This is a genomic window from Brachyspira hampsonii (assembly GCF_002214805.1).
Lineage (GTDB): Bacteria > Spirochaetota > Brachyspiria > Brachyspirales > Brachyspiraceae > Brachyspira > Brachyspira hampsonii.
In genome coordinates this window covers 2,022,426-2,044,478 of record NZ_CP019914.1, presented here as the reverse complement: position 1 = coordinate 2,044,478, position 22,053 = coordinate 2,022,426, and the positions used below count along the sequence as shown (strand labels likewise).

The window sequence follows — 22,053 nt, the reverse complement described above, 5'->3', positions numbered from 1 at the left end:
AAACATGCTAATATTTTTTAAATAAAAAAATAGGAAGTAATTTTTACTTCCTATTTCATATTTTAATTATATTTTTTATTAATTATCTTTCACTTTTTCATCTTCTTCTTTTTTATCTTCACTGCTTTTAGCTAAAGTAGCACTTTCTTCCTGCTTAGGTTTTGCCCTTAAAGAATTGAGTAAAGTATAAGCAACAGCAACATTCTCTTCACCTGAAGAAGAAGCAACCCTAAATGACATAAGCGAAGAATATCTGCTTCTGCCATAAGCGTATCTGAAACCTATCTCAACAGTTTCCCCGGCTTCAATATCAATAGTTTCAGTATCAAGTACTATAGTAGATAAAGCCTGAGCCAAATCTGTTTTTATAGTTACATTATTTTGTCTTTTAGAAGTTCTATTAACTATAGTAAGCACACCTGTTCTGTTTCTCTCATCTAATTTTACAGTAACATTAAATGGATTTTCAGAATATTTCTCTTCTATTCTTGAAACAATAGAAGCGTTTATATTAGCCCATTCTCTTATACTGTTTCCTGAACCTCTAAATTTAGACCATAACATTCTTGATATATCATGGAAAAATACTCCTCTTATTCTGCTGCTTCTATTAAACTTAGCTTCAGATTCATATACTCTTCTCATATATTCAAGTTCCGGTCTTAAACTTCCGTCCTGAAGTCTATTATCTATCATATTTCCAACTAGTACATTATATTCGCCTGATAAGTATTGAGGCCAAGCAGTAAGCATACTTACATGCTGAGGACGGCTAGCTTCATATATCATAACTGCATCATAATCAATACCAGCATCAAAGAACATATAAGGATCCTGACCATGTTCCTGACCATGATTCCAGCCCAAAGTAAATGCCCATAATTTTTTTCTTATTCCTGAATCTTTTATGGCTTTTATTATTAAAGACTCTTTATGAGCTCTGAACCATCTCCATTTCATACCTATTTCTTTTCTGCCTCTATTAACAGCAAGCCAACGCATACGAGCAGCTTTACTCATAGTAGACCAATTAGCAGGCACATAAACACCTGTAAGCTCTACCATCTCATCAACCATTTCATATCCATCAACCTCGCCTGTTCTTATGAAGTCAAGACCTAAATATGATATATTAGGATTAGAATCATATCTTTTTAATATATCTATAATATCCTGAACTCTCTTAGGATCATCTAAAGATATATGTCTGCTTTCCACAAGACTCTGAGTAGCAGAATTATATCCTATAGAAACATCATAACCGCCTTTTCTAGCACCGCCGCCTGCAGCAAAATAACTCATAACATAAGCACCAAGCTCAACATTACCTTTAGCTTTGCTGGAAGCAAGATTTTCTATATTTTTAATCATATCTCTAGCCCAAGGCTCTTCCGGAGTAATTCCTGCAGTCCATCCTGTAGTCTGTCCGCCTATAGCCCAGAACATATCGCATTTCATATATCTAATCCAATCATATATGGCATCATAAGTAGTAAGCTCACCTGTTTCTACGCTAGGGATTTTTTTAGTTGTTAAATCTATTGCATATTCTAATGTTGCTATTTTTTTAGTTTCTTTGGCAGGAGGAGATTGTCTTCCTTTAACCGTAAAATCTTTAGTATAACCATAAACACCATTTTTAGTCTGCACCAATACTACAGCCTGATACTCTCCTAAAACTCCTCCAAAAGGATGAAGATAAGTTCCTTTATACTCTGCATTTTTTACTTTAAATACATTTATAGAATATCTTTCATCTCCATTCACTCTAACTATTTTATCTTTTTTATATCTTACATATATACTTATATTTTGTACTACATCTTCAGTATATACAGAAGCATTAATAACTACAGGCTCATATCTGAATACTGATATTTTTGATAAATCTATTGCTACTCTAGGAGCTTCTCTGCTTCTTGAATTTTGTATAGCCAAATCTACAGCCGCACTTAATTTATCTGCAGCTTTATCTACATTATTAGCATTAAATGCCATAGCCGGAAGCACATTCGGATTAGGCATTTCGCTGCTTAATTCTTCATCACTAAGAAGCATATTCTGATTTAAATATTCTATATCAGAATCTGCACTAATTTCTTCTTCAGTATATATATCTTCCAAATCTACGGATAAATCATAATCATATATAGGCTTTGATGTAACAAGAGAAAGAGAATCAGGGTTATACATATCTATTCTATGATTTTTTTCTGTTTCATCAAAAATATAATTAGGATCATTATCATTGTAACTGACTATTGTCATTCTTTCACCTATACCAAAAGTCAATGCTACCAATGATATAGATATAAGTAGTAATATTGTTGTGGCTATTATGCTTCTTTTCATTGATTACTTCCAACCCATAATATTTTATTATATATTAGTATTTTGTCTAGCATGTTTAGAATGCTTAGGGTGCTTTGATATTTGTTTTTTAAGATGTGCAGAATCAACATGAGTATAAATCTCTGTCGTAGTGATATCAGAATGTCCGAGCATTCTCTGTACTGCTCTTAGATCTGCACCATGCTGTATAAGATGTGTTGCAAAACTATGTCTTAAAGTATGAGGATAAATATTCTTTTCTATTTTACTTTTTTTCATCGCCTCTTTAACTATTTTCCAAATACCTACTCTTGAAATCTTATCTCCTCTGAAGTTTAAAAATAATTCCGAAGTCTTTTTACCTTTCACCATTATAACTCTGCTTGTCTGAATATATCTTTGCAGAATATCTAAAGCCCTGTCATTAATAGGTACTATTCTCTCTCTTTTTCCCTTACCGCATATCTTTAAATACTTACCTTCAAAAAATATATCATCTATCTTTAAAGAGCAAATTTCACTAACTCTAAGACCGGAAGAATACATAAGCTCAAATATAGCTTTATCCCTTAATCCCTTATCAGTTTTTTCATTATGAACTGAAAGCAAATCATCTACTTCTGTTGTTGTAAGTGATTCGGGCAATACCCTTTTTAAGCGTATAACCTCTAAATTATCTGTAGGGTTTTTAGAAATATAATTCTCCATAACCAAAAATTTATAAAGATTAACTATACTTACTTTGTTTCTAGCCACAGTTCTTGATTTTGAACCCTGTTCTTTTCTTTCACTTAAAAATTTTTCAATATCTTTTCTTGTAGCTTTTAAAATAGATTTTTTATTTCTGTTTAAAAAATCAAGATATATCACAATATCTCTTTTATAGGATTCTAAAGTATTTGATGATAATCCTTTCTCCACTGCTTCATAGTTTAAATACATTGATAATATTTCTTGATCGGAAACCTGTTTTACTGACATTGAAATCTGCCTCTTAATTTAAGATATAATATACAAAATTTAAGCTGATTTATGAATGATCAACCTAGATTAATTATCGACAAGATTTGCCATTTATTTAAACATAATACATTACTTAATAAAAATATTACATTAACTAAACATAAAATTTAAAAGTGTAAACTAATTTAAAAATATTAAGATAATTATCAATGATACATTTTAAATATTAGAAAGCTAAATATATGAACATATATGTGTGAATTAATTTATTAAGTAAATACTTTTGGTGCAGGCGAGCATAACAATAAAATAAGCAAGCCTGAGAAATTACCGAAGGTACACAGTGTGTGAATTAATTTATTAAGTAAATACTTTTGGTGCAGGCAAGCATAACAATAAAATAAGCGAGCCGAAGAAATTACCGAAGGTACACAGTGTGTGAATTAATTTATTAAGTAAATACTTTTGGTGCAGGCAAGCATAACAATAAAATAAGCGAGCCGAAGAAATTACCTAAGGTACACAGCGTGTGAGTTAATTTATGAAGTAAATACTTTTGGTGCAGGCGAGCATAACAATAAAATAAGCGAGCCGAAGCAATTACCGAAGGTACACAGCGTGTGAGTTAATTTATGAAGTAAATACTTTTGGTGCAGGCGAGCATAACAATAAAATAAGCGAGCCGAAGAAATTACCTAAGGTACACAGCGTGTGAATTAATTTATTAAGTAAATTCTTTGGGCGTAGGCGAGCATAACGATAATGAACAAAAAAATTTTTTTAGATAAAAATGAAAATCCATACAAGCCGTCAAAAAATATTATTAAAGAGCTTGAGAAATTTGATATTGAGTCTCTAAGATTTTTTCCTGAGTACAGCCCTCAGAAATTAGACGAGCAAATTGCTAAATATCTTAATATAGAAAATGATAATATAATTTCTGTTAATGGTATGTATGAGGCTTTTGCATGCATTATCAACTCTTATGATAAATATAAAATATTTCTTCAGGAGCCTTACAGAGATTTATATATCATGATTTTTTCGTATTATAAAATGCATTATGATGTGATTAAAGCTAGAGAAGATTATAATATTTCTCTTAAAAACAATATCAAAAATAAAAATTCAATTATAATAGCAAGCAATCCTAATGCTGAAACCGGTATGTTTATAAATATAAAAGAAATAGAAGAGTTTTTAAAAGAGTATGAAGGAATATATGTTATAGATGAATCATATATCAATTTTGCCGGTGAAAGTGCTGTCAAATTAATTAATGAATATAAAAATTTAATTATAATAAGATCCATTGCACATTCTCATTCTATATCAGGACTTAATATTAACTTTATAGTATCTAGTTCAGAAAATATAGAAAATATGTCAAAATTAAGACAGAAATACTCAGTAAATAAAATCTCTGAAACTATAATGACAGCAGCCTTGCAAGATGAAAAAACTTCGTATAATAATATATTCGATATAGTTTTGGAAAGAGAGAGATTGGATACAATATTAAGCAAAGAAGGTTTTATCGTAATACCTTCAAAAGCAAATTTCCTCTTAATAAAACATGTAAATAAAGAATCTGATTATATATACGAAGAACTTATAAAAAGAAATATATTCGTAAAAAAATATGATAAAGAAAACATACTATCTGATTTTCTAAGAGTTACAATATCCGCTCATAAAATAAATAATATCCTTATAAATACATTAAAAGATATTTTATATAATAATTAATCAATTTTATTTAGTTAAAACATTTATAGGATTTCCTTCCAAGAATGCCTTTATATTCTCATAAACTTTATGCATAAGCCTTGTTCTAGCCTCTAAAGTATTTCCGGCAAAATGAGGAGTTATATAACAATTCTTAGCTGTAAGCAGAGGATTATCTCCTGTAGGCGGCTCTTTTGAAAGCACATCTAAAGCTGCCCCTGCTATGATGTCGTTATTAAGAGAATATGCTAAATCTTTTTCAACTATCAATCCTCCCCTTGAAGTATTAATTAAAAATGCTGTTTTTTTCATCTTTGAAAGCAAATCTTTATTGACAATATTTTCTGTTTCTTTATTTAAAGGTGCATTGAGCGATAAGAAATCGGATCTCTCAAAAAGCTCATCTATACTAGAAGCATTTTCAACATTTTCTTTTTTGCTTCTTGAATAAACTAAAACTTTCATACCCATAGCCGAAGCCATTTTGGCAACTTCTTTTCCTATATCGCCGAAACCAAATATACCCATAGTTTTATTTTCTATCTCCATTAAAGGATAAGAACTAAAAGAATAATCCTTACATCTTACCCAATCGCCATTATGAACCTGATTATTATGTTCAACTATCCTAAAAGAAAGCGATAATACAAAAGCCATTACAAGCTGAGCCACAAACTGAGGACCGTATCCCCTAACATTTGTAACAGTAATCCCCAATTCTTTAGCAGCTTCAATATCTATGCAGTTATATCCTGTTGCAAGCATTCCTATATATCTTAAATTAGGCAATAATTTCATTAATTTTCTATCAATAACAACTTTACTGTTCAATATACCCCAAGCATCTTTAGCAGCTTCAGGCACTTTATCATAATCGGTTCTATCATAAACTGTTAAATCTGATATGCTTTCTATTTCGCCCCAAGATATATCTCCGGGATTCAATATAGCTCCGTCAAGCACTGCTATTTTAGGTTTGGTCATAATAAATTACTCCTTGTATTTGTCGGCACGAGCCGTTACCGAAGGACGGTATCGTTTAACTTTTAAGATAGTACAATGTAAGTTCGGCTGATTACTCTTCATTATACAACAAAATATTAAAATAAAAAGATATAACATTCTATAATGCAAACATATAAATAAAAAGTAATCCCTAAATAATATAATAGTGAGCCGAAACCGTATTACAGCTTTAGCTGGAATACATTTATAGGTTTCGGAGAACATAACAATAGACTTGTTTCAAAACAAACAAGTCTAATTTCTCAAATTTAAAAAAACAAGTCTATTTTTCAAAAGATAAAAGAACTAAAAACATATTAGAACGCAGATTATTAACTAAAAAAGTTAATAGTCTGCGTTTTTTTGTTTCAAATGTATTAAATATTTCTAAAATTGTAGGTCTAGTCTGTAAAGACAAAAAATATATAAAAAATAATTTTCAAGGAGTAAGAAATGGAAAAAGAAGAAAAATTCAATCCTAGCTGGTGGGTAATAATTAGAGAAGGTAAAAAATATATAGGCTGTTCAAATAATTGTGAACATCTTGAAGAAAAAAATGGCAAAATGAAATGCTGCTATTTTGAAAAAGAAATTGAAGGAGAAGAAGATAATTATCAGACTTGTGAAGAATGTTTTATGGCATATAGCCAAACGGAATTTGCTAGTCCAAATATGACTACTTACGATAAGAGAAATCATTTTAAGGAGTAAAGAATGTTAGTAAAAGACTTAAAAGAAGAATTAAAAAAATTTGAAGATAATACTCAAATACTTGTTCGTGTAAAAGATAAAGATGGAAAAATTGTATTAGTAGATTTTGGCAGAATAAGCAAAACTGAATCAGGTGCTGGAGTCATAGTTCCATTATTCAAATCAATTAAGGATTAAAAAAATGTGGCAATATTCAGTAAATGATGAAATGGTTGAAAAACAAAGGGAAACTACTAAAAAACAAGTATGTAATTTTGCTTTGTTAGAATACAAGCAGAAATTATTAAAAATGATAGAAAAGGAGAAAAAAGCGGCAGAAAAGTCTAGTCAAAAATTAAGAGAAATTCTTTCTAATAATCCTAGTAAAGCACAAAGGACTTCAGCTACTGCTAAATGTAATACTAAGTGGGAACATATCAGATATTTAGAACTTCAAGTTGAATTATTAGATGAATTATTAGAAGAGAATAAAAAATCTTAATACAACTATGTTAAGGAGTGAAAAATGTATAAACAATTTGAATCTAAAATTATAGTAGGAATAAATGATAATAAGAGATTTTTTTCCTGTGCAGATGATTGTAAACATATTGGTGTTAATGAAGCAGGCGTAACATATTGCAAATATTGGTTTCATGCTATTGCTAAAAAATCTAATAGATTAATACCTCTTGATAATTGTGTTATGAGTACATTATTCCCTGATTATAACATACATGATGCTGAAAGGGGGTAAGAAAATGAAATGTGAAATGTGTAGAAAATATTTTGATGATGATGATACAGTCGAATTAAATTTTGAATATATTGAGGGGTTTCCTCAATATAATTTATGTGAAGACTGTGCTTATAAAGTAAGAAGTTATATAGAAAACTATTATGAAAAACAAAAAGAAAGAAAAAGTATTTTTGGTAAGGAGGAATAAATGGCTTTCTATAGTAAAAAGCAAATATTAGAAATGCTTAAAGATATAAAAGATGATGACAAAGTAGAGTTTATTTCTAATAATAATGCTATGTCTATTAAAGACAGTGAAATAAAAGATATTACAGTAAATAAATATAATGGAGTGTTCACAGAAAAAACTCATTTGATTTCAAGCTGTAAGAAAAAAATATGTAAGATTTATTTTGTATAGACAGATAAGACAATTAAGACAGAAGAAATAGAAAAACAGATAAGAAAATATAATGATGGTTTAATAATTGAATATCAATTTATTTAGGACATTTATTATGAAATATATGGGGAGTAAAAATAGAATAGCAAAATATATTTTACCTTTTATTTTAGAACATAAAAATGAAGTAAAGTATTATTTTGAGCCTTTTGTAGGCGGAGCTAATGTAATATGTAAGGTTGATAATTCTTTAATAAAAAAAGGCAGCGACTTAAATCCTTATTTAATAGCATTACTTAAAGCATTACAAAATGAACAATGGAATTACCCTGATGAATATGATAATGAGTATTATAAATATGTTAGGGATCATAAATATGAATTCGACCCTGCTATAGTTGGATTTATAGGCTTTAATTGTTATGGAGCTAGATTTTTTGAAGGATTTTGCAGAGATTCTTTAGGTAAAAGAAATTATTATAAAGAATATTGTAGTAATCTTGAAAAACAAAGAGTTAATTTAGGAAATATAGAGTTTATATGTTCTGATTATAAAGATGTAATATTTCCTGATGAACCTTGTATAGTGTATTGTGATCCTCCTTACTCTAATACTAAAAAATATAAATATAATGACATAAATTATGAAGAGTTTTGGAATTGGTGTAGAACATTATCTAAAAAACATTTCGTGTATATTTCAAGTTTTGATGCCCCTAAAGATTTTAAATGTATTTGGGAAAAAGAGAGGAGTATTTCTTTAACAAAAAATACAGGAAGTAAAAAAAATATTGAAAGACTATTTACTAAAAATATATAGGAGGCAATTATGGCTATGGAACATAGAAAACCAATAGAATGGTCAATAATGATGACAGAAATGGAACTTGATGAATGACTTGAGGCAAAGACTTCAGAGATGGTTAAGATATGGAAAGAACATGGATTAGAATTAAATGATAATGTGGGTATTTTTGAAAAAACGGAACACTTGACAGCGTATCATTTATCGACTGTTTGAATGAAGCTGAAAAAACAATGTATAAAGCAGTATACAAATATATAAGAAATTTCAAAATTGCTGAAAGAATGAAAGAGAATATTAATAAAAAATAATTTTTGAGGGGGTGTTCAATGATAAAAACTATTAAAAACTTTTTTAAGCCTAAAAAATATTTGGTATGTCCTATATGCGGGAATAATGTGGAAAATAGTTGCAGAGTTTTAAGTCTTAATGTGGACGGTACTGTTGGAGCTTATGCTGTTCATAGAGAATGCGAATTAAAACTCAAAGAAGCAGACTATAAATTAAAACTTAAAAAAGTAAAAACTTTGTATTAAAAAATATTTTGTAAGGAGAACTTTTATTATGGAAGTAACAAGCAAAGCAGGTTATGAACAGCCTAAAGCAGGTTTGATTAAAGCAGTTTGTCTGACAGTAGCAGACGGACGTTATGATTGTTCTGATTATAAAGGAATAAAGTATTGGTCAAGAAGAGTATTTTTAATTTTTGAGATAAATCAAAAAATTACAAGAGGTGAAGTACAGTTTATCGGTAAAAATATGGTGATAAGTAAAGAGTACACATTATCATCAAGCCCTGATTCAAGATTTAGGAAAGATTTAGAACATTGGAGGGGGGTAAGATTCGGAGAGAGAGTAAATAATGACGGCACGGTTACACTGATGACAAAAAAAATAAATAATGAAACTGGACAAGTAGAAGAAACAGAGTTTAAAACAGAAAGTTTGGAAGGTATACATTGTATGCTGAAGCTAGAAGATATAGGTAAAGAAAAAAGCTATATTGCTATTACTGAAATATATAAACTTCCTAAAGGCGAATCAGGTATGATAAGAGAAAATAATATCGGATATTTGCCTGACGGCTTGGCTAGAAAAATAGCTTTAAGACCTGAAGTAAACCCTGATGAATTATCTGAACCTATAAGAGGATATTCTGATGCATATTTGGGTGAAGAAGATGATGAAGAAGTATCATTTTAATAATAAGTAATGGTGAATATTAAAGAGAATTATAAATGCGTGAAGAAGAATTAACAAAACTTTTGAGAGGCAAAGAACCTGAAGATTTAAGTATGGAAGAATTAGAAGAGATAATACCAACATTAAAAGACAGAATAGTAAAAAGAAACTTAATTAATATTTATAAGTCAAAAAAAATCGGCTGTAAAATTAATGAGCTTCCTTTGGTATATAGTGATAATAGAGAAAGCAATTCGGATATAAATAAATATTTCGGAGATATGCCTACTCCATTTGATGATTAAATATTTTTTTGAAGGAGTGAAAATGATAACGGTAAGACAATTAATAGAACTTCTTAATGAGGTTGAAAATAAAGATATTCCTCTATATATAGCAGAACAAAAAAAGCAAGAGCCTAAAAAAAATAAAGAAGGAAAATCAATTTATAAAGTGAAAAATAAATATGAAATAATAAATGGAGGACAGGCACTTACGGCTTTTATATTGGCATTTGATAAAGATAGAAAAATATAAAAATTATTAGGGGGATAGCACAATGGATAAAATAATTAAACATCAAAAAGAAGAAATAGCTTTTAAGTGGGACGGCATATTAAATGAAGATATTCAAAAAGCTATAGATTTAAAATTAGCTTTTATTATACCTAATCAGCCAGATGACAGAAGTCTTTTTGTAAAGACTGGAGAATATCAGACAGCAAAGAAAAAAGAACCAGCACGAATAAAATATACTAATGTACCTGTGGGTTATTGGGTGGTTATAGATGATTTTGTTTCTGATAAAGATGGCTCAGATATAAAATATATGAAAAAAGCAAAAATCATAAAAGATAAAAACTTTTCAAGTAAATACCATATTATAAGCGATGAACCTAGTTTATTTGATGATGAGAGTAAAGAGAATAATTCTGAAGAAGAAAAAGAAGTTAAAGAACTTCAGGAAGAATTAAAAGAAGCAGTAAAAAACTTTTCTGATAGAACAGGTATTAATGTAGAGGTTTGCTGATGGAACATTCATTTAATACAGATATAGCAAAAGAATATGGAATGACTGCAGCTGTTCTTTATAATCATTTTCTTTTTTGGATAAGAAAAAATAAAGCAGACGGAAGAAATTATAAAGACGGCAAGTTTTGGTGTTACTATACTATAAAAGATTTAAATAAGCTATTTCCATATCTAACTGAAAATAAGATAGAATACGCTTTAAAAAAACTTACAGTCAATAACATATTAGTGAAAGCTGTTCATAATGACAATAAATACAACAGAACGACTTGGTATGCTTTCTGTGAAGAGCCTGAAGATTTAACTGTTATACCAAACCCTTATAAAAAAGAAGAAAAGAAAGAAGAAAATTCAGAAAAGGAAGGCGAAAATATACAAAATGGAAATAGTAATTTTCAGAAATCCATTTCGGATTTTTCAGAAATGGAAGAGGAAAATTTCCAAAATGGAAGCAGTAATTTTCAGAAATCACATACAGATAATTTAACAAATAGTTTAACAGATACATTAACAAATAATTTAACAAATACTGCGTGTAATGACTTCACAAAACCATACGGGCTTTTGAATTATCCGAATTGGGATTGGGATAATTTTCAGAGTGTTTATGTGTACTGGTATTCAGTGCTTACTGGGAAACCTGTAAACAGCATTATTCAGACTTTGCCTAAAAAAGACATAGGCTCGGATAAAATAACTTGGCTTGAGAATGCTTTTAATAAACGCAAAGTCAATGCTGGAGTAGCAATATTTGAGACTTTGGAATATATAGCTCAAAACAAAGATTGTCATCAAAATGTTTATCTTAGAGCCTCTAATTATTATGATGGTATAATAATGCGTTTATCAGATATGCGTTTAGCTCAGGAAGATGGAATTAATACTGAAGGCATAGGACATTATGAGAATCCTAGTTTTGACTATTTTAAGGGGTAGAAAATGGGAAGAAACGGCAGCAGTGAAAATAAAGGAAATGTATTAGTAATTAATTATGGAGAGCATAGAAATAAATATAAAAAAGAGCTTTGTAATTTATTAAACAGTATAAAAGAAGAATATTCTATTAATTCAAAGACAATTTTACATTTTTATGTTCTTCTTAGAAATTATGGTATATATGCTGAAGATAATATAGATAGTGTTTATAAATGCTTTGAGAATAAAGATGAAATATTTATTGAAAAATTGGCAGTATACTTATCGGATTTAAAGAATAAAAGAAAAATATATAAGGCTTTAAAATTAATACTTAAATGTATTGATAATATAAGAGATTTTTCAAATAATGGCTTTTATCTTGATTTTCTTGATGATTTAAAAGCAGAATGCGGTTTAATAGTTGCTCCTGCCTATAATAATTTTATAGAACCTAGCATATATATTCATAATAATATTTTTGAAGATGATATAAATGCTGTAAAAGAGATGATCAAACATAATCAAACTTCAAGTAATGAACATTTTGAAGGAGATAATACTTTTGAGTTTGACAGTTATGAAGAGATAAAAAGAAATAAAGCTATTAATAAACAAATAATGAAAACAGTTAAGGAGGTAGTCAATGAATAAAAAGAAAGTGAGAGAAACCTCTATTGACTGCTATAACACTACTGTAAAAGATATGAAGGCTAATTTATACAAAGAAGTATTAAGAGCCATAAGAGAATTAAAAGAACCTTCTACATGCAGAGAAATAGCTAATTATCTAAAAATGGAGGCTTCTACAATATCGGCTAGGATAAATGAATTAAAAGAACAAGGCGTATTGCTTGAGGCAGGAAAAAGAAAAGACAAAATTACTAATGTAACAAGTATAGTTTTGAGTATTAATAAAAATATTCAGTGGAGCTTATTTTAAATAAAAAATAATTGGGGGGATAGAATGAACATAAATAAATACGGTATACCTATTTTGGAAAAGCAAGAGGTAGATACAAAAGAAATATGTATAGAGATGATCTCTGATAACATATATATGGAAGCAGCTAATTTAAAAGTTGAAGATTTAGACTGCGATTCTTTTAGAGATTTTTATGGTAATTGGAGAGGCAAAGACATAAAGAACTTAATAGAGTTGGAGGAAAAATAAAAATGGAGAAAATAAAAATATATTTAAGCGGTGCTATAACAGGTAGAGAAAACTATGAACAAGAGTTTTATGAGGCAAGGGATAAAGTTGCTGACTTTATGAAAAGCAGAAATATTGACTGCGAAGTTATAGTGCCTTGTGATTATGATTATCTTAATAAAACTGGAATATGGGAAGAGTATCTAAAAAATGACATTAAATTATTACTAGATAGTGATTGTTTAATAGACATAGAAAATGAAAGCTATGAATCGAAAGGTGCTATGCTTGAAAAAAGGATATGTTTGTCTTTGGGTATACCTAAATATGCCTCTATTAAATATAATATGTAATTCTTTAGTATATTATACTATGATATATAAAAAATTCAAAATCTTTCTTATATCAATGCAAATAAAAAAGACACAGGATATTTTATCTACCCTGTGTCCCTATTATTATGGATTATATCTTATGAATTGAATTTATATATAGGTTTTAATTATTCTCCTTTTATCTCTATTTTTTTCTCATATTTAAGCTCTTCTTTCTTTGGAAGTGTTACCATAAGAACGCCGTTATTCAAATTAGCCGCTATATTTTCAACATCAATTCCTTTTGTGCTGATATTAAAGCTTTGCTCATAGCTTGAAATAACTTCCTCTTTTGATTCGCCGTTTTCTGTTTTTACTGCTTTTTTCCTCTTAGCAGAAATAGAAAGTATATTCTCTTTTATTCCTATTTCTAAATCCTCTTTTTTTACTCCCGGCATATCCATCTCTATAATATAATTTTTATCATCTTCCTCTATTCTATAGTTTGATACTCTATTATGATAATCACCATAAGGACTGCAGTTTCCTAAAGAATTGCATCTGTTAGCATTTGAAAAAATTGAATGTAATGTTGGTACAAATATTCTTCTTGACATATTAAAACTCCTTAATTTATATTAACTCTTATCTTATATTTTAATTTTTAACAATTTTTCATAAACCTCTATAATTTACAGCCTTCATTTAATTAACGATAAAATAATCAGCCTATATTTATTTTTTTCTCATATTTTACTTCTTCTTTTTTAGGAAGAACTATTTTTAAAACCCCGTCTGTCAAATTAGCTTCTATATTCTCAACATCAATTCCTTTTGTGCTGATATTAAAGCTCTGTTCATATTTAGAAACTATTACTTCATTGCCGCTGTCATTTTCCTCTTTATTTTCACTATTTTCAAGTTTTTGTTTACTTACTTTTTTGCGTTCAGCATATATAGAAAGTACATTTTCTTTTATACCTATTTCTAAATCTTCTTTTCTCACACCCGGCATATCCATCTCTATAGTATAGCTCTTATCATCTTCTTCTATATTGTAATGAGATAATTTTCTCACCTCATCATTGCTGTATAAATTGCCGAATGCCTCATCAAAACTTCTAAAATCATCTAACATAGAATGTAAAGCTGGAAAAAATAATCTTTTAGTCATAATTAAAACTCCTTTTATATAAACTTTTATATTTCTAATTTAATCAGCGATTAACTATCATTTGTTTTAACTCTCACCGAGTCATCATCGCTTACACTATTATATATGCAATAAATATGCCAATTATTTTTATATCTATGTATATTTATAATACACTATCTACTATTAAAACCCTATATATACAATATTAATAATAAAATATGTATAATATTAATACATTTAAATTTCAGAGTATGTACTCCTATTATACAATATATACTAAAATTAAAATCGCCTGTTTATACTCTATACAATTTAAATCATAATTGTAAACCTTTTTATATTTTAAAGTTGACAATTATATTTATTATGTTATCATTCTGCATTATGAGAAAAAATTTAAAAGAAAATATAATATCAATATTAGAATCCAATAAGGGTTTATTTATATCCGGAGAAAAGCTCGCTAATAATCTCAATGTAAGCAGAGCGGCTGTTTGGAAAGTGATAAAATCTCTAAAAGATGAAGGATACGATATTCTTTCTGTATCAAATAAAGGCTATGCACTCTCAAAAGAAACTGACATCTTATCATCAAAAATAATAAAAGATAATATGACTAAATATAGAGATAAATTCAGATTCTTGATATACAAAACCGTAGAATCAACAAACACTATAGCAAGAGGAATGGCAATAAACGGGGCTGAAAGCGGAACCGTAGTAATTGCAGAAGAGCAGACAAGCGGATACGGAAGAAACGGAAAATCTTTTTTCTCTCCCTATGGTACAGGCATATATATGAGCATTATACTTAATCTAAAAAAAGAAAAAAAGATTTTTAACAGTTCTTTTATAACTACTGCAGCAGCTATGGCGGTGTCAAAATCTATAGAAGAAATTTCAAATGAAAATACACAGATAAAATGGGTTAATGATGTATTTATTAATGATAAAAAAGTATGCGGAATACTTACCGAAGGGGCTTTCAGTTTTGAAGACGGAAAACTTGATTATGCTGTTATAGGAATAGGTATAAATGTTAATTTCCCTAAAAACGGCTTTCCTGAAGAGATAAATAATATAGCTATTTCAATTAATAATACACAAAACAGCAAAGATATAAGAAATATTTTAATAGCCAAAATATTAGAAAGAATATATGAATACTATTTTAATAATGCTTCATTCTATGATGAATATAAAAAAAGGTCTTTTTTAATAGGAAAAAAAGTTTTGCTTAATATAGATAATCAGGAGCATATAGTAAAAGTATTGGATATAGATAAAACTTTTGCTCTTATAGCAGAATTTCAGGACGGCAAAGTAGACAGAATAGTATCAGGAAGTATAAATCATAGATTATCATAAATAGGAGATTAAAAAATGAGTAATATAGATTTAATTATAAAAGAAGAAATAAATATTGAAGAATTAAGAAATAAAATAATTAATGGATATAATATAACCAAAGAAGAGGCTATGCAGTTAGTTGAAGCACCATTAGATAATTTATGTTTTTTAGCTAATAGAATAAGAAAACATTTCTGTTCTAATGTATTTGATATGTGTTCTATAATAAACGCCAAAAGCGGAAAATGTTCTGAAAACTGTAAATTCTGTGCTCAGTCATCTCACTATGATACAAAATGCGATGAATATGATATTCTAAATAAAGAAGAAATTTTGGAGCAGGGAAAAAGCGATTTTGATAAAGGAGTTTTAAGATACTCTATAGTAACATCAGGCAGAGCATTATACGGAAAAGAGATTGATGAAGTATATAATGCAATAGAAACTCTTAATAAAGAAACAGACGGATATGTATGTGCATCTTTGGGACTTTTAGATGAAGAAGGGTTTAAAAAGATGAAAGGAGCCGGACTTAGAAGAGTGCATAATAATTTGGAAGCCTCAAGAAACTTCTTTCCTAATGTTTGTACTACTCATAGTTATGATGATAAAATTAAAGCAATAAAAGCGGCACAAAAAGCCGGAATGGTTGTATGCAGCGGAGGCATTATGGGAATGGGAGAAACTTGGGAAGACAGAATTGACATGGCTTTAGAATTAAGAGATTTAGGCATTATGTCTATTCCTGTTAATATGCTTAATCCTATAGCAAGCACTCCTTTTGAAAATATTAAGCCTCTCACTGAAGATGATATGAAAAGAATAGTAGCAATATACAGATTTATTAACCCTAAAGCATTTATAAGACTTGCAGGCGGAAGAGGACTTTTAAAAGATAAAGGAAGAGCATGCTTCTTATCCGGGGCAAATGCAGCCATAACAGGAGATATGCTCACCACTGCCGGAATATCTATAGAAACAGATAAAAAAATGGCTGAAGATTTGGGATATAAAATTATTTTAACTGAAGATTAATTTTTTTATTAGGATTTTATTAATATGGCTAAAGCACTTTTTATAACTGCAACAGGTACAGATATAGGTAAAACTTATGTATCAGCATTAATCGCTAAAAACATGAAAGATAAAGGATTAAATATAGGTTATTATAAAGCAGCATTAAGCGGAAGTGATGATATAACAGACAGCGATGCTTGGTATGTAAAAGAAAAAGCAAATTTAAAAGATTCTTATGATGAAATGGTGTCATACACTTATAAGCATGCCTATTCCCCTCATTTGGCAGCACAAATTGAGGGGAATCCTCCCAATATGGAGTTTATAAAAAATGCTTATAAAAATATAGATAAAGTACATGATTATATGATAGTAGAAGGAAGCGGCGGTATAATATGCCCTATTCGATATGATAATAATAAAAAAATTTTTTTGGAAGATATCATAAAAGAACTTGACTTGCCTTCTTTAATAGTAGCTGATGCAGGACTTGGAACAATCAATTCTACTGTCTTAACTATAGAATATATGAGAAGTAAAAAATTAAAAATTAATGGTGTGATATTAAATAGATTTGAAATAGCAAATGAAATGCATGATGATAATAAAAAAATGATAGAAGATATTACGGGAATAAAAATTATAGGCTTTGTTATAGACGGTATTTTAAAATTAGATGATAGAAATATAGAAAATCTTTTTGAATAATATTTTTCAGAGTTCATGAAAATATAAAGGATTCATTATGACATTAGAAGAAAAGGATTTAAAATATATTTGGCATCCTTGTTCGCAGATGAAAGATTATAAGGAACTTCCTCCTATAATAATAGACAGAGCAAATGGAATATATCTTTATGATAAAAATGGAAAAGAATATATTGATATTGTAAGTTCTTGGTGGTGCAATCTGCTTGGACATTGCAATGAAAAAATAAATGCTTCTATAAAATCACAGCTTGACAGATTAGAGCATGTAATATTTGCAAACTTCTCACATGAAGGAGCTATTAAACTATGCGAAGAGCTTGTAAAAATACTTCCTAAAGGACTTAGTAAATTTAATTTTTCAGATAATGGCTCATCATCAGTAGAAGCAGCATTAAAAATGGCTTTTCAGTATCATCATCAAATAGGCAATACCAAAAAGATAAAGTTTATGTGCTTTACTGACGGTTATCATGGAGAAACTATAGGGGCATTATCCGTTGGAAGTTTGGACTTGTATGCCAAAATATACAAGCCTATGCTTATGGAAACTATACATATAGAAGCACCTGACTGTTATAGATGCAAATATAATCAAAATAGAGAAACTTGCAAATGCGAATGCTTTTTAGATGCAGAAAAAAAATTTGAAAAATATGCTGATGAAACTTGTGCTGTTATAATAGAGCCTTTGCTTCAGGCTTCTGCTGGAATGAGAATATATCCTCCGCTTTATTTAAAAAAGTTAAGAGAGCTTTGTGATAAATATAATGTAGTTTTTATAGCTGATGAAATAGCCACAAATTTCGGACGCACAGGAAAGATGTTTGCATGCGATCATGCCAATATAAGCCCTGATATAATGTGCGTTTCAAAAGGTTTAACAGGCGGATACATGCCTATGGCTATAACAATCACAACAGATAAAATATACAATGCCTTTTATGCTGACTATAATGAAGGCAAGGCTTTTATGCATAGCCATACCTATAGCGGAAATCCTCTAGGCTGTTCTGCTGCTTTGGCGGTACAAAAAGTTTTAAGAGAAGATAATATTCTAAATAAGGCACAAATAAGAGCAAAATATTTAAATAATAAATTAAAAGAAAAATTATTAAATCATACAAATATAGGAGAGATTAGAAATATAGGACTTATTAATGCTATCGAATTAGTTACTGATAAAAATACAAAAGAAGGTTTTGATTCTAAACTTAGAATGGGTTATCAAATATATAAAAAAGCACTTCAGAGAGGATTATTATTAAGACCTTTGGGTAATGTTATATATTTTAATCCGCCCATTATAATTAATGAAGAAGAGATAGATAAGGCTGTTGATTTATGTGTAAAATCGATAAATGATATTTTAGGTTAAAAAATATAATTTTATTTAACCTCTTAGTAATACTGGAACAATTTTATTTTGTCAAATGATGTAGATTATATATAAATTATAAACTTTTTTGCCGCCTTCGCCAAAAGTTGCTGCCAAAGGCACGCAGAGCGAAAAACGCAATTAATAAAACTTTATATTTCAAATATATGTATTAAATATACAGTAATACTTAAAATTTGGGTTAGAAATGCAGTTCTTTTGGTTCTTTTATACCAATAAAAGAACTGGGGTGCTGCGTAGCACACAGCGTGGTGGGCAAAGCCCTGCAATATTTTCAATATAAAAAAATAATTTTTTGACAAACTATATTTGTTTAGGTATATACTAAAAAATAATGAGTATACCTATTTATAAAAAATTATAACTTCAAAAGGAAAATACATGCTTAAAAAAATAATTGCTTTCAATTTACTAATACTTTCGATAATATCATGTTCAAAAGTTTCAAAAAAAGAAATTAATACAAATAATGATATAGTTATAAATCTAGCCCCTGAACCTTTAACCATTGACCCAACTTTAAATACAGACAATCTTACTATGATATACATTCTTCATGCATTTGAAGGACTTACAAAAAAAGATGCAAATAATAAAATAATAGGCGGAGCAGCAGAAAGCTGGGATATTAACAGAGAAGGAAATATTTATACTTTTCATATAAGAACTAATGCCAAATGGAACGACGGAAAAAGTGTTACTGCAAAAGATTTTGTTTATACTTGGAGGCGTGCAGTTGACCCAAAAACCGCTAATAAATACAGCTATTATTTTGAAGTAATAAAAAATGCCAAAGAAGTAATAAGCGGTGAAAAATCTATAGAAGAACTTGGAGTTAGAGCAATAGATGATTATACTTTTGAAGCAGAGTTAAATAGTCCTACAGCGTACTTTTTAGAGCTTACAGCCTACCCTCCTTTTTATCCTGTACGAGAAGATATAATAAACAAATACGGTGATGAATGGACATTAAAGCCAGAAAGCTATATTGGAAATGGTGCTTTTAAGATGACAGAAAGAAACTTCGATAAAAGCATAATACTAGAGAGAAATACTAATTATTGGAATAATGAAAATATAAAGCCAAACAAATTAACTTTTCTTTTGATGGAAGAGCCTAATACTTCGCTTGCAGGAGTTCTTAATGGTTCTATTCATTTTGCAAAACCTTTTCCAAGAAATGATATAGAAACTCTAAAGAAAAAAGGAGTAGTTCATATAGTACCGGTTGCTGCCTCATACTACTATAGATTTAATTTAAACAATAAAGAAGCTTTAAAAGATAATAGAGTAAGACGTGCATTATCTTTGGCTATAGACAGAGATTATATAGTAAAATCAATAACAAAATGCGGAGAGCGTCCTGCTGGAAGTTTAGTTCCTTATGGAATTAATGATGTAAATGTAGATTTCAGAGAAAAAGGCGGAGAGCATATAATATCTTCCAACTATCAGAAAAATTTGGAAGAAGCTAAAAAATTATTATCGCAGGCTGGATATAAAAACGGTAAAAATTTCCCTGTTATTGATTTGCTTATAGCGACAAGAGAGTTTGATATAAATATTGCTGATGCTGTTCAGACTATGCTTAAAGAAAATTTAAATATCGATGTAAGGATAGTTAAGCATGAATGGGCTTCTTATCTTCAAAACATGTATGATAGAAATTTTGATTTAGCCGTTTATTTATGGTATGCCGATTATAATGATCCTATAAACTTTTTGAACATTTTTAAAAGTGATGCTCCAAACAATTACGGCTCATATTCAAATAAGGCTTTTGATGAATACATTGACATAGCCTCCACAAATAAAAATAATAATATAAGAATGCATGCACTTCATTTAGCAGAAAATATTTTTATGAATGACAATTCAATAGTACCAATATATTTTTATTCTGAAGCCTTGCTTGTTTCACCTAAACTAAAAAATGTTGAATATGATTCTCAGGGTTTATATAGATTTTTTAATGCATATTTAGAGTAGTTTTATTTATTTCCAAACGCATGGTAAGTAGATTTTTATATATAATGAAAATTTGTATTTGAAGCTAAATTCATATTTAAAATTTCATTTATCGTGCGTTAAACAATTTTTTTTAGTCTAATAAAATCTTGGGTGGGTGCTAAAATTTCTAAATAAGCTATAAAGATATAATGAAAGTTAAAAATTCTAAATTGAATAAAAAGGAATAAAGGGCGGGGTATGTAAATAAATTCTTGATTTTATTAATTTTTAATTATTGCTATATATAAGCTAAATTAAAAAATATATGATAACATAAAAATTAGTTTAGATGTTATCATTTTGTATAAGTTTTATCTATTCTCAAAGAAAAATCCAAAGCTCAGCATCAAACCTACAGAATGATATTGCCTTACATTATGAGAAGAAAATAAATTATTCATATCATTAGCATTAAAAATCATATTCTCATAAGATAAATGTACACCGGCAATAAAATCTATTTTTTCTGTTTCAAAGAATTTTCTTTCAAATGATAATCTTATATAAGGAGATATTGGTACTGATTTATAATTAGCATCTACTAAAGGATTAAACTGCACACCTAAAGCTATTCCTGCAAGAAGATGCTGATTATTTTTAGTTAAATCAAATTTCAAAGCTGCTCCTGTATATATTCCAAAAGCTGTTACCCTATTAATCAAAGATGTATTATTATCCATTATAGATACCATGTGTTCATTAATTCCAAAATCAAATAAAAGATCTATACCGCTTAATAAATTAACATTATTTAATTTAAATCCATATCCTATTTGAAAATTGATATCTAATCTAGGATCTAATAATACACTATTATAATCTTTGGTTTCAGCTATATTTATATCAGCCCCAATTCTAGGACTAATTCCAAACTTAAAATTAGCAAAAAGATTAAAAGAAAATAATATTAATAATGTCAATATAACAAATATTTTTCTTGATAGAGCCATATATAAAATTTCCTAAAATAATATAAAAAAGTGGTATATTTTATAAACATTGATATTTATATCTTTGTAAAATTTATTTTCATCTGCCCACCCTATAGATTTTACTGCCTTATCAGTCATTTTTGTATTATTTTTTACCCTTAATCAAAACAGTCATTTTAACACCCACCCTAAGTGTTAAATAATTTTTTTATGCCTATTAA

29 protein-coding genes are annotated in these 22,053 nt (G+C 28.7%); 23 read left to right on the top strand and 6 right to left on the bottom strand.

Annotated features, from left to right (window positions below):
• Positions 1-78 precede the first annotated feature (78 nt).
• Together BHAMNSH16_RS08965 and xerD are read right to left on the bottom strand one after the other, a co-directional pair.
• The gene (locus BHAMNSH16_RS08965; protein ID WP_008730707.1) at positions 79-2,352 is read right to left on the bottom strand and encodes a hypothetical protein; all 2,274 of its coding nucleotides are present in this window, start codon (positions 2,350-2,352) and stop codon (positions 79-81) included.
• Positions 2,353-2,379: 27 nt separating this feature from the next.
• Positions 2,380-3,312: a site-specific tyrosine recombinase XerD gene (xerD, locus tag BHAMNSH16_RS08960; RefSeq protein WP_008722146.1), complete on the bottom strand. Its 933-nt coding sequence runs from the start codon at positions 3,310-3,312 to the stop codon at positions 2,380-2,382.
• 744 nt (positions 3,313-4,056) lie between these two features.
• Between xerD and BHAMNSH16_RS08955 the strand changes: the two genes are divergently transcribed.
• Positions 4,057-5,043 carry an aminotransferase class I/II-fold pyridoxal phosphate-dependent enzyme gene (locus BHAMNSH16_RS08955; RefSeq protein WP_008730662.1) on the top strand — a complete coding sequence of 329 codons (987 nt, stop codon included), beginning with the start codon at positions 4,057-4,059 and terminating at the stop codon, positions 5,041-5,043.
• Positions 5,044-5,049: 6 nt separating this feature from the next.
• On the opposite strand, the gene BHAMNSH16_RS08950 is transcribed toward BHAMNSH16_RS08955, so the two are convergent.
• A complete protein-coding gene (locus tag BHAMNSH16_RS08950; RefSeq protein ID WP_008730665.1) occupies positions 5,050-6,006 on the bottom strand; it encodes a D-2-hydroxyacid dehydrogenase in 957 nt (318 codons plus the stop codon).
• Positions 6,007-6,480: 474 nt separating this feature from the next.
• On the opposite strand from BHAMNSH16_RS08950, the gene BHAMNSH16_RS08945 reads away from it, so the two are divergent.
• From BHAMNSH16_RS08945 to BHAMNSH16_RS08870, 17 genes are all read left to right on the top strand, one after another.
• Complete coding sequence (locus BHAMNSH16_RS08945; RefSeq protein WP_069731615.1) at positions 6,481-6,738, top strand: hypothetical protein; 258 nt, start codon at positions 6,481-6,483, stop codon at positions 6,736-6,738.
• A 3-nt stretch (positions 6,739-6,741) separates the two neighbouring features.
• A complete protein-coding gene (locus tag BHAMNSH16_RS14305; RefSeq protein ID WP_008728122.1) occupies positions 6,742-6,915 on the top strand; it encodes a hypothetical protein in 174 nt (57 codons plus the stop codon).
• Between the two features lie 4 nt (positions 6,916-6,919).
• A complete protein-coding gene (locus BHAMNSH16_RS08940; protein ID WP_008728121.1) occupies positions 6,920-7,219 on the top strand; it encodes a hypothetical protein in 300 nt (99 codons plus the stop codon).
• 24 nt (positions 7,220-7,243) lie between these two features.
• Entirely contained in the window at positions 7,244-7,474 is a 231-nt protein-coding gene (locus BHAMNSH16_RS08935) for a hypothetical protein (protein ID WP_008728120.1), read from the top strand.
• 4 nt (positions 7,475-7,478) lie between these two features.
• Positions 7,479-7,664, top strand: coding sequence for a hypothetical protein (locus BHAMNSH16_RS08930; RefSeq protein WP_069731616.1), 186 nt, complete (start codon positions 7,479-7,481; stop codon positions 7,662-7,664).
• Positions 7,665-7,877 carry a hypothetical protein gene (locus BHAMNSH16_RS08925; RefSeq protein ID WP_069731617.1) on the top strand — a complete coding sequence of 71 codons (213 nt, stop codon included), beginning with the start codon at positions 7,665-7,667 and terminating at the stop codon, positions 7,875-7,877.
• Positions 7,878-7,974: 97 nt separating this feature from the next.
• Positions 7,975-8,679: a DNA adenine methylase gene (locus BHAMNSH16_RS08920; protein ID WP_008729490.1), complete on the top strand. Its 705-nt coding sequence runs from the start codon at positions 7,975-7,977 to the stop codon at positions 8,677-8,679.
• 314 nt (positions 8,680-8,993) lie between these two features.
• A complete protein-coding gene (locus tag BHAMNSH16_RS08915; RefSeq protein WP_008729487.1) occupies positions 8,994-9,200 on the top strand; it encodes a hypothetical protein in 207 nt (68 codons plus the stop codon).
• Positions 9,201-9,228: 28 nt separating this feature from the next.
• On the top strand, positions 9,229-9,867 hold the full coding sequence (locus BHAMNSH16_RS08910) for a phage replication initiation protein, NGO0469 family (RefSeq protein WP_008729485.1): 639 nt from the start codon (positions 9,229-9,231) through the stop codon (positions 9,865-9,867).
• Positions 9,868-9,902: 35 nt separating this feature from the next.
• A complete protein-coding gene (locus tag BHAMNSH16_RS08905; RefSeq protein WP_008729482.1) occupies positions 9,903-10,151 on the top strand; it encodes a hypothetical protein in 249 nt (82 codons plus the stop codon).
• A 22-nt stretch (positions 10,152-10,173) separates the two neighbouring features.
• Positions 10,174-10,383 (top strand): hypothetical protein, encoded by a 210-nt coding sequence (locus BHAMNSH16_RS08900; RefSeq protein WP_069731618.1) that lies wholly within the window; start codon positions 10,174-10,176, stop codon positions 10,381-10,383.
• Between the two features lie 22 nt (positions 10,384-10,405).
• A complete protein-coding gene (locus BHAMNSH16_RS08895) occupies positions 10,406-10,876 on the top strand; it encodes a hypothetical protein (protein ID WP_008729480.1) in 471 nt (156 codons plus the stop codon).
• A complete protein-coding gene (locus BHAMNSH16_RS08890) occupies positions 10,876-11,814 on the top strand; it encodes a hypothetical protein (protein WP_008729479.1) in 939 nt (312 codons plus the stop codon). The genes BHAMNSH16_RS08895 and BHAMNSH16_RS08890 overlap by 1 nt, the downstream gene beginning before the upstream one ends.
• A gap of 3 nt (positions 11,815-11,817) precedes the next feature.
• Positions 11,818-12,447 (top strand): hypothetical protein, encoded by a 630-nt coding sequence (locus BHAMNSH16_RS08885; RefSeq protein ID WP_008729478.1) that lies wholly within the window; start codon positions 11,818-11,820, stop codon positions 12,445-12,447.
• Positions 12,440-12,736 carry a winged helix DNA-binding protein gene (locus BHAMNSH16_RS08880; RefSeq protein ID WP_008729477.1) on the top strand — a complete coding sequence of 99 codons (297 nt, stop codon included), beginning with the start codon at positions 12,440-12,442 and terminating at the stop codon, positions 12,734-12,736. Before BHAMNSH16_RS08885 ends, BHAMNSH16_RS08880 begins: the two co-directional genes overlap by 8 nt.
• A gap of 24 nt (positions 12,737-12,760) precedes the next feature.
• Positions 12,761-12,967 (top strand): hypothetical protein, encoded by a 207-nt coding sequence (locus BHAMNSH16_RS08875; protein ID WP_008729475.1) that lies wholly within the window; start codon positions 12,761-12,763, stop codon positions 12,965-12,967.
• Positions 12,968-12,969: 2 nt separating this feature from the next.
• Positions 12,970-13,299 carry a DUF4406 domain-containing protein gene (locus BHAMNSH16_RS08870; protein ID WP_008729473.1) on the top strand — a complete coding sequence of 110 codons (330 nt, stop codon included), beginning with the start codon at positions 12,970-12,972 and terminating at the stop codon, positions 13,297-13,299.
• Positions 13,300-13,448: 149 nt separating this feature from the next.
• Here the strand turns inward: BHAMNSH16_RS08870 and BHAMNSH16_RS08865 are convergent, their stop codons facing one another.
• Positions 13,449-13,877 (bottom strand): Hsp20/alpha crystallin family protein, encoded by a 429-nt coding sequence (locus tag BHAMNSH16_RS08865; RefSeq protein WP_008729471.1) that lies wholly within the window; start codon positions 13,875-13,877, stop codon positions 13,449-13,451.
• Positions 13,878-13,984: 107 nt separating this feature from the next.
• On the bottom strand, positions 13,985-14,434 hold the full coding sequence (locus BHAMNSH16_RS08860; RefSeq protein ID WP_069731619.1) for an Hsp20/alpha crystallin family protein: 450 nt from the start codon (positions 14,432-14,434) through the stop codon (positions 13,985-13,987).
• A 366-nt stretch (positions 14,435-14,800) separates the two neighbouring features.
• Here BHAMNSH16_RS08860 and BHAMNSH16_RS08855 point away from each other — a divergent pair, with 366 nt between their 5' ends.
• The 5 genes from BHAMNSH16_RS08855 to BHAMNSH16_RS08835 all read left to right on the top strand — a co-directional run bounded on the left by BHAMNSH16_RS08855 (position 14,801) and on the right by BHAMNSH16_RS08835 (position 20,879).
• Complete coding sequence (locus tag BHAMNSH16_RS08855; RefSeq protein WP_069731620.1) at positions 14,801-15,784, top strand: biotin--[acetyl-CoA-carboxylase] ligase; 984 nt, start codon at positions 14,801-14,803, stop codon at positions 15,782-15,784.
• Positions 15,785-15,799: 15 nt separating this feature from the next.
• Entirely contained in the window at positions 15,800-16,801 is a 1,002-nt protein-coding gene (bioB, locus tag BHAMNSH16_RS08850; protein WP_008729467.1) for a biotin synthase BioB, read from the top strand.
• Positions 16,802-16,825: 24 nt separating this feature from the next.
• Positions 16,826-17,491 (top strand): dethiobiotin synthase, encoded by a 666-nt coding sequence (gene bioD / locus BHAMNSH16_RS08845; RefSeq protein WP_008729465.1) that lies wholly within the window; start codon positions 16,826-16,828, stop codon positions 17,489-17,491.
• 37 nt (positions 17,492-17,528) lie between these two features.
• Positions 17,529-18,869, top strand: coding sequence for an adenosylmethionine--8-amino-7-oxononanoate transaminase (gene bioA, locus BHAMNSH16_RS08840; protein ID WP_008729464.1), 1,341 nt, complete (start codon positions 17,529-17,531; stop codon positions 18,867-18,869).
• 402 nt (positions 18,870-19,271) lie between these two features.
• Positions 19,272-20,879, top strand: a complete 1,608-nt coding sequence (locus BHAMNSH16_RS08835) for a peptide ABC transporter substrate-binding protein (RefSeq protein ID WP_008729462.1) — start codon at positions 19,272-19,274, stop codon at positions 20,877-20,879.
• Positions 20,880-21,211: 332 nt separating this feature from the next.
• Here the strand turns inward: BHAMNSH16_RS08835 and BHAMNSH16_RS08830 are convergent, their stop codons facing one another.
• Complete coding sequence (locus tag BHAMNSH16_RS08830) at positions 21,212-21,850, bottom strand: hypothetical protein (protein ID WP_008727589.1); 639 nt, start codon at positions 21,848-21,850, stop codon at positions 21,212-21,214.
• Between the last annotated feature and the right edge of the window lie 203 nt (positions 21,851-22,053).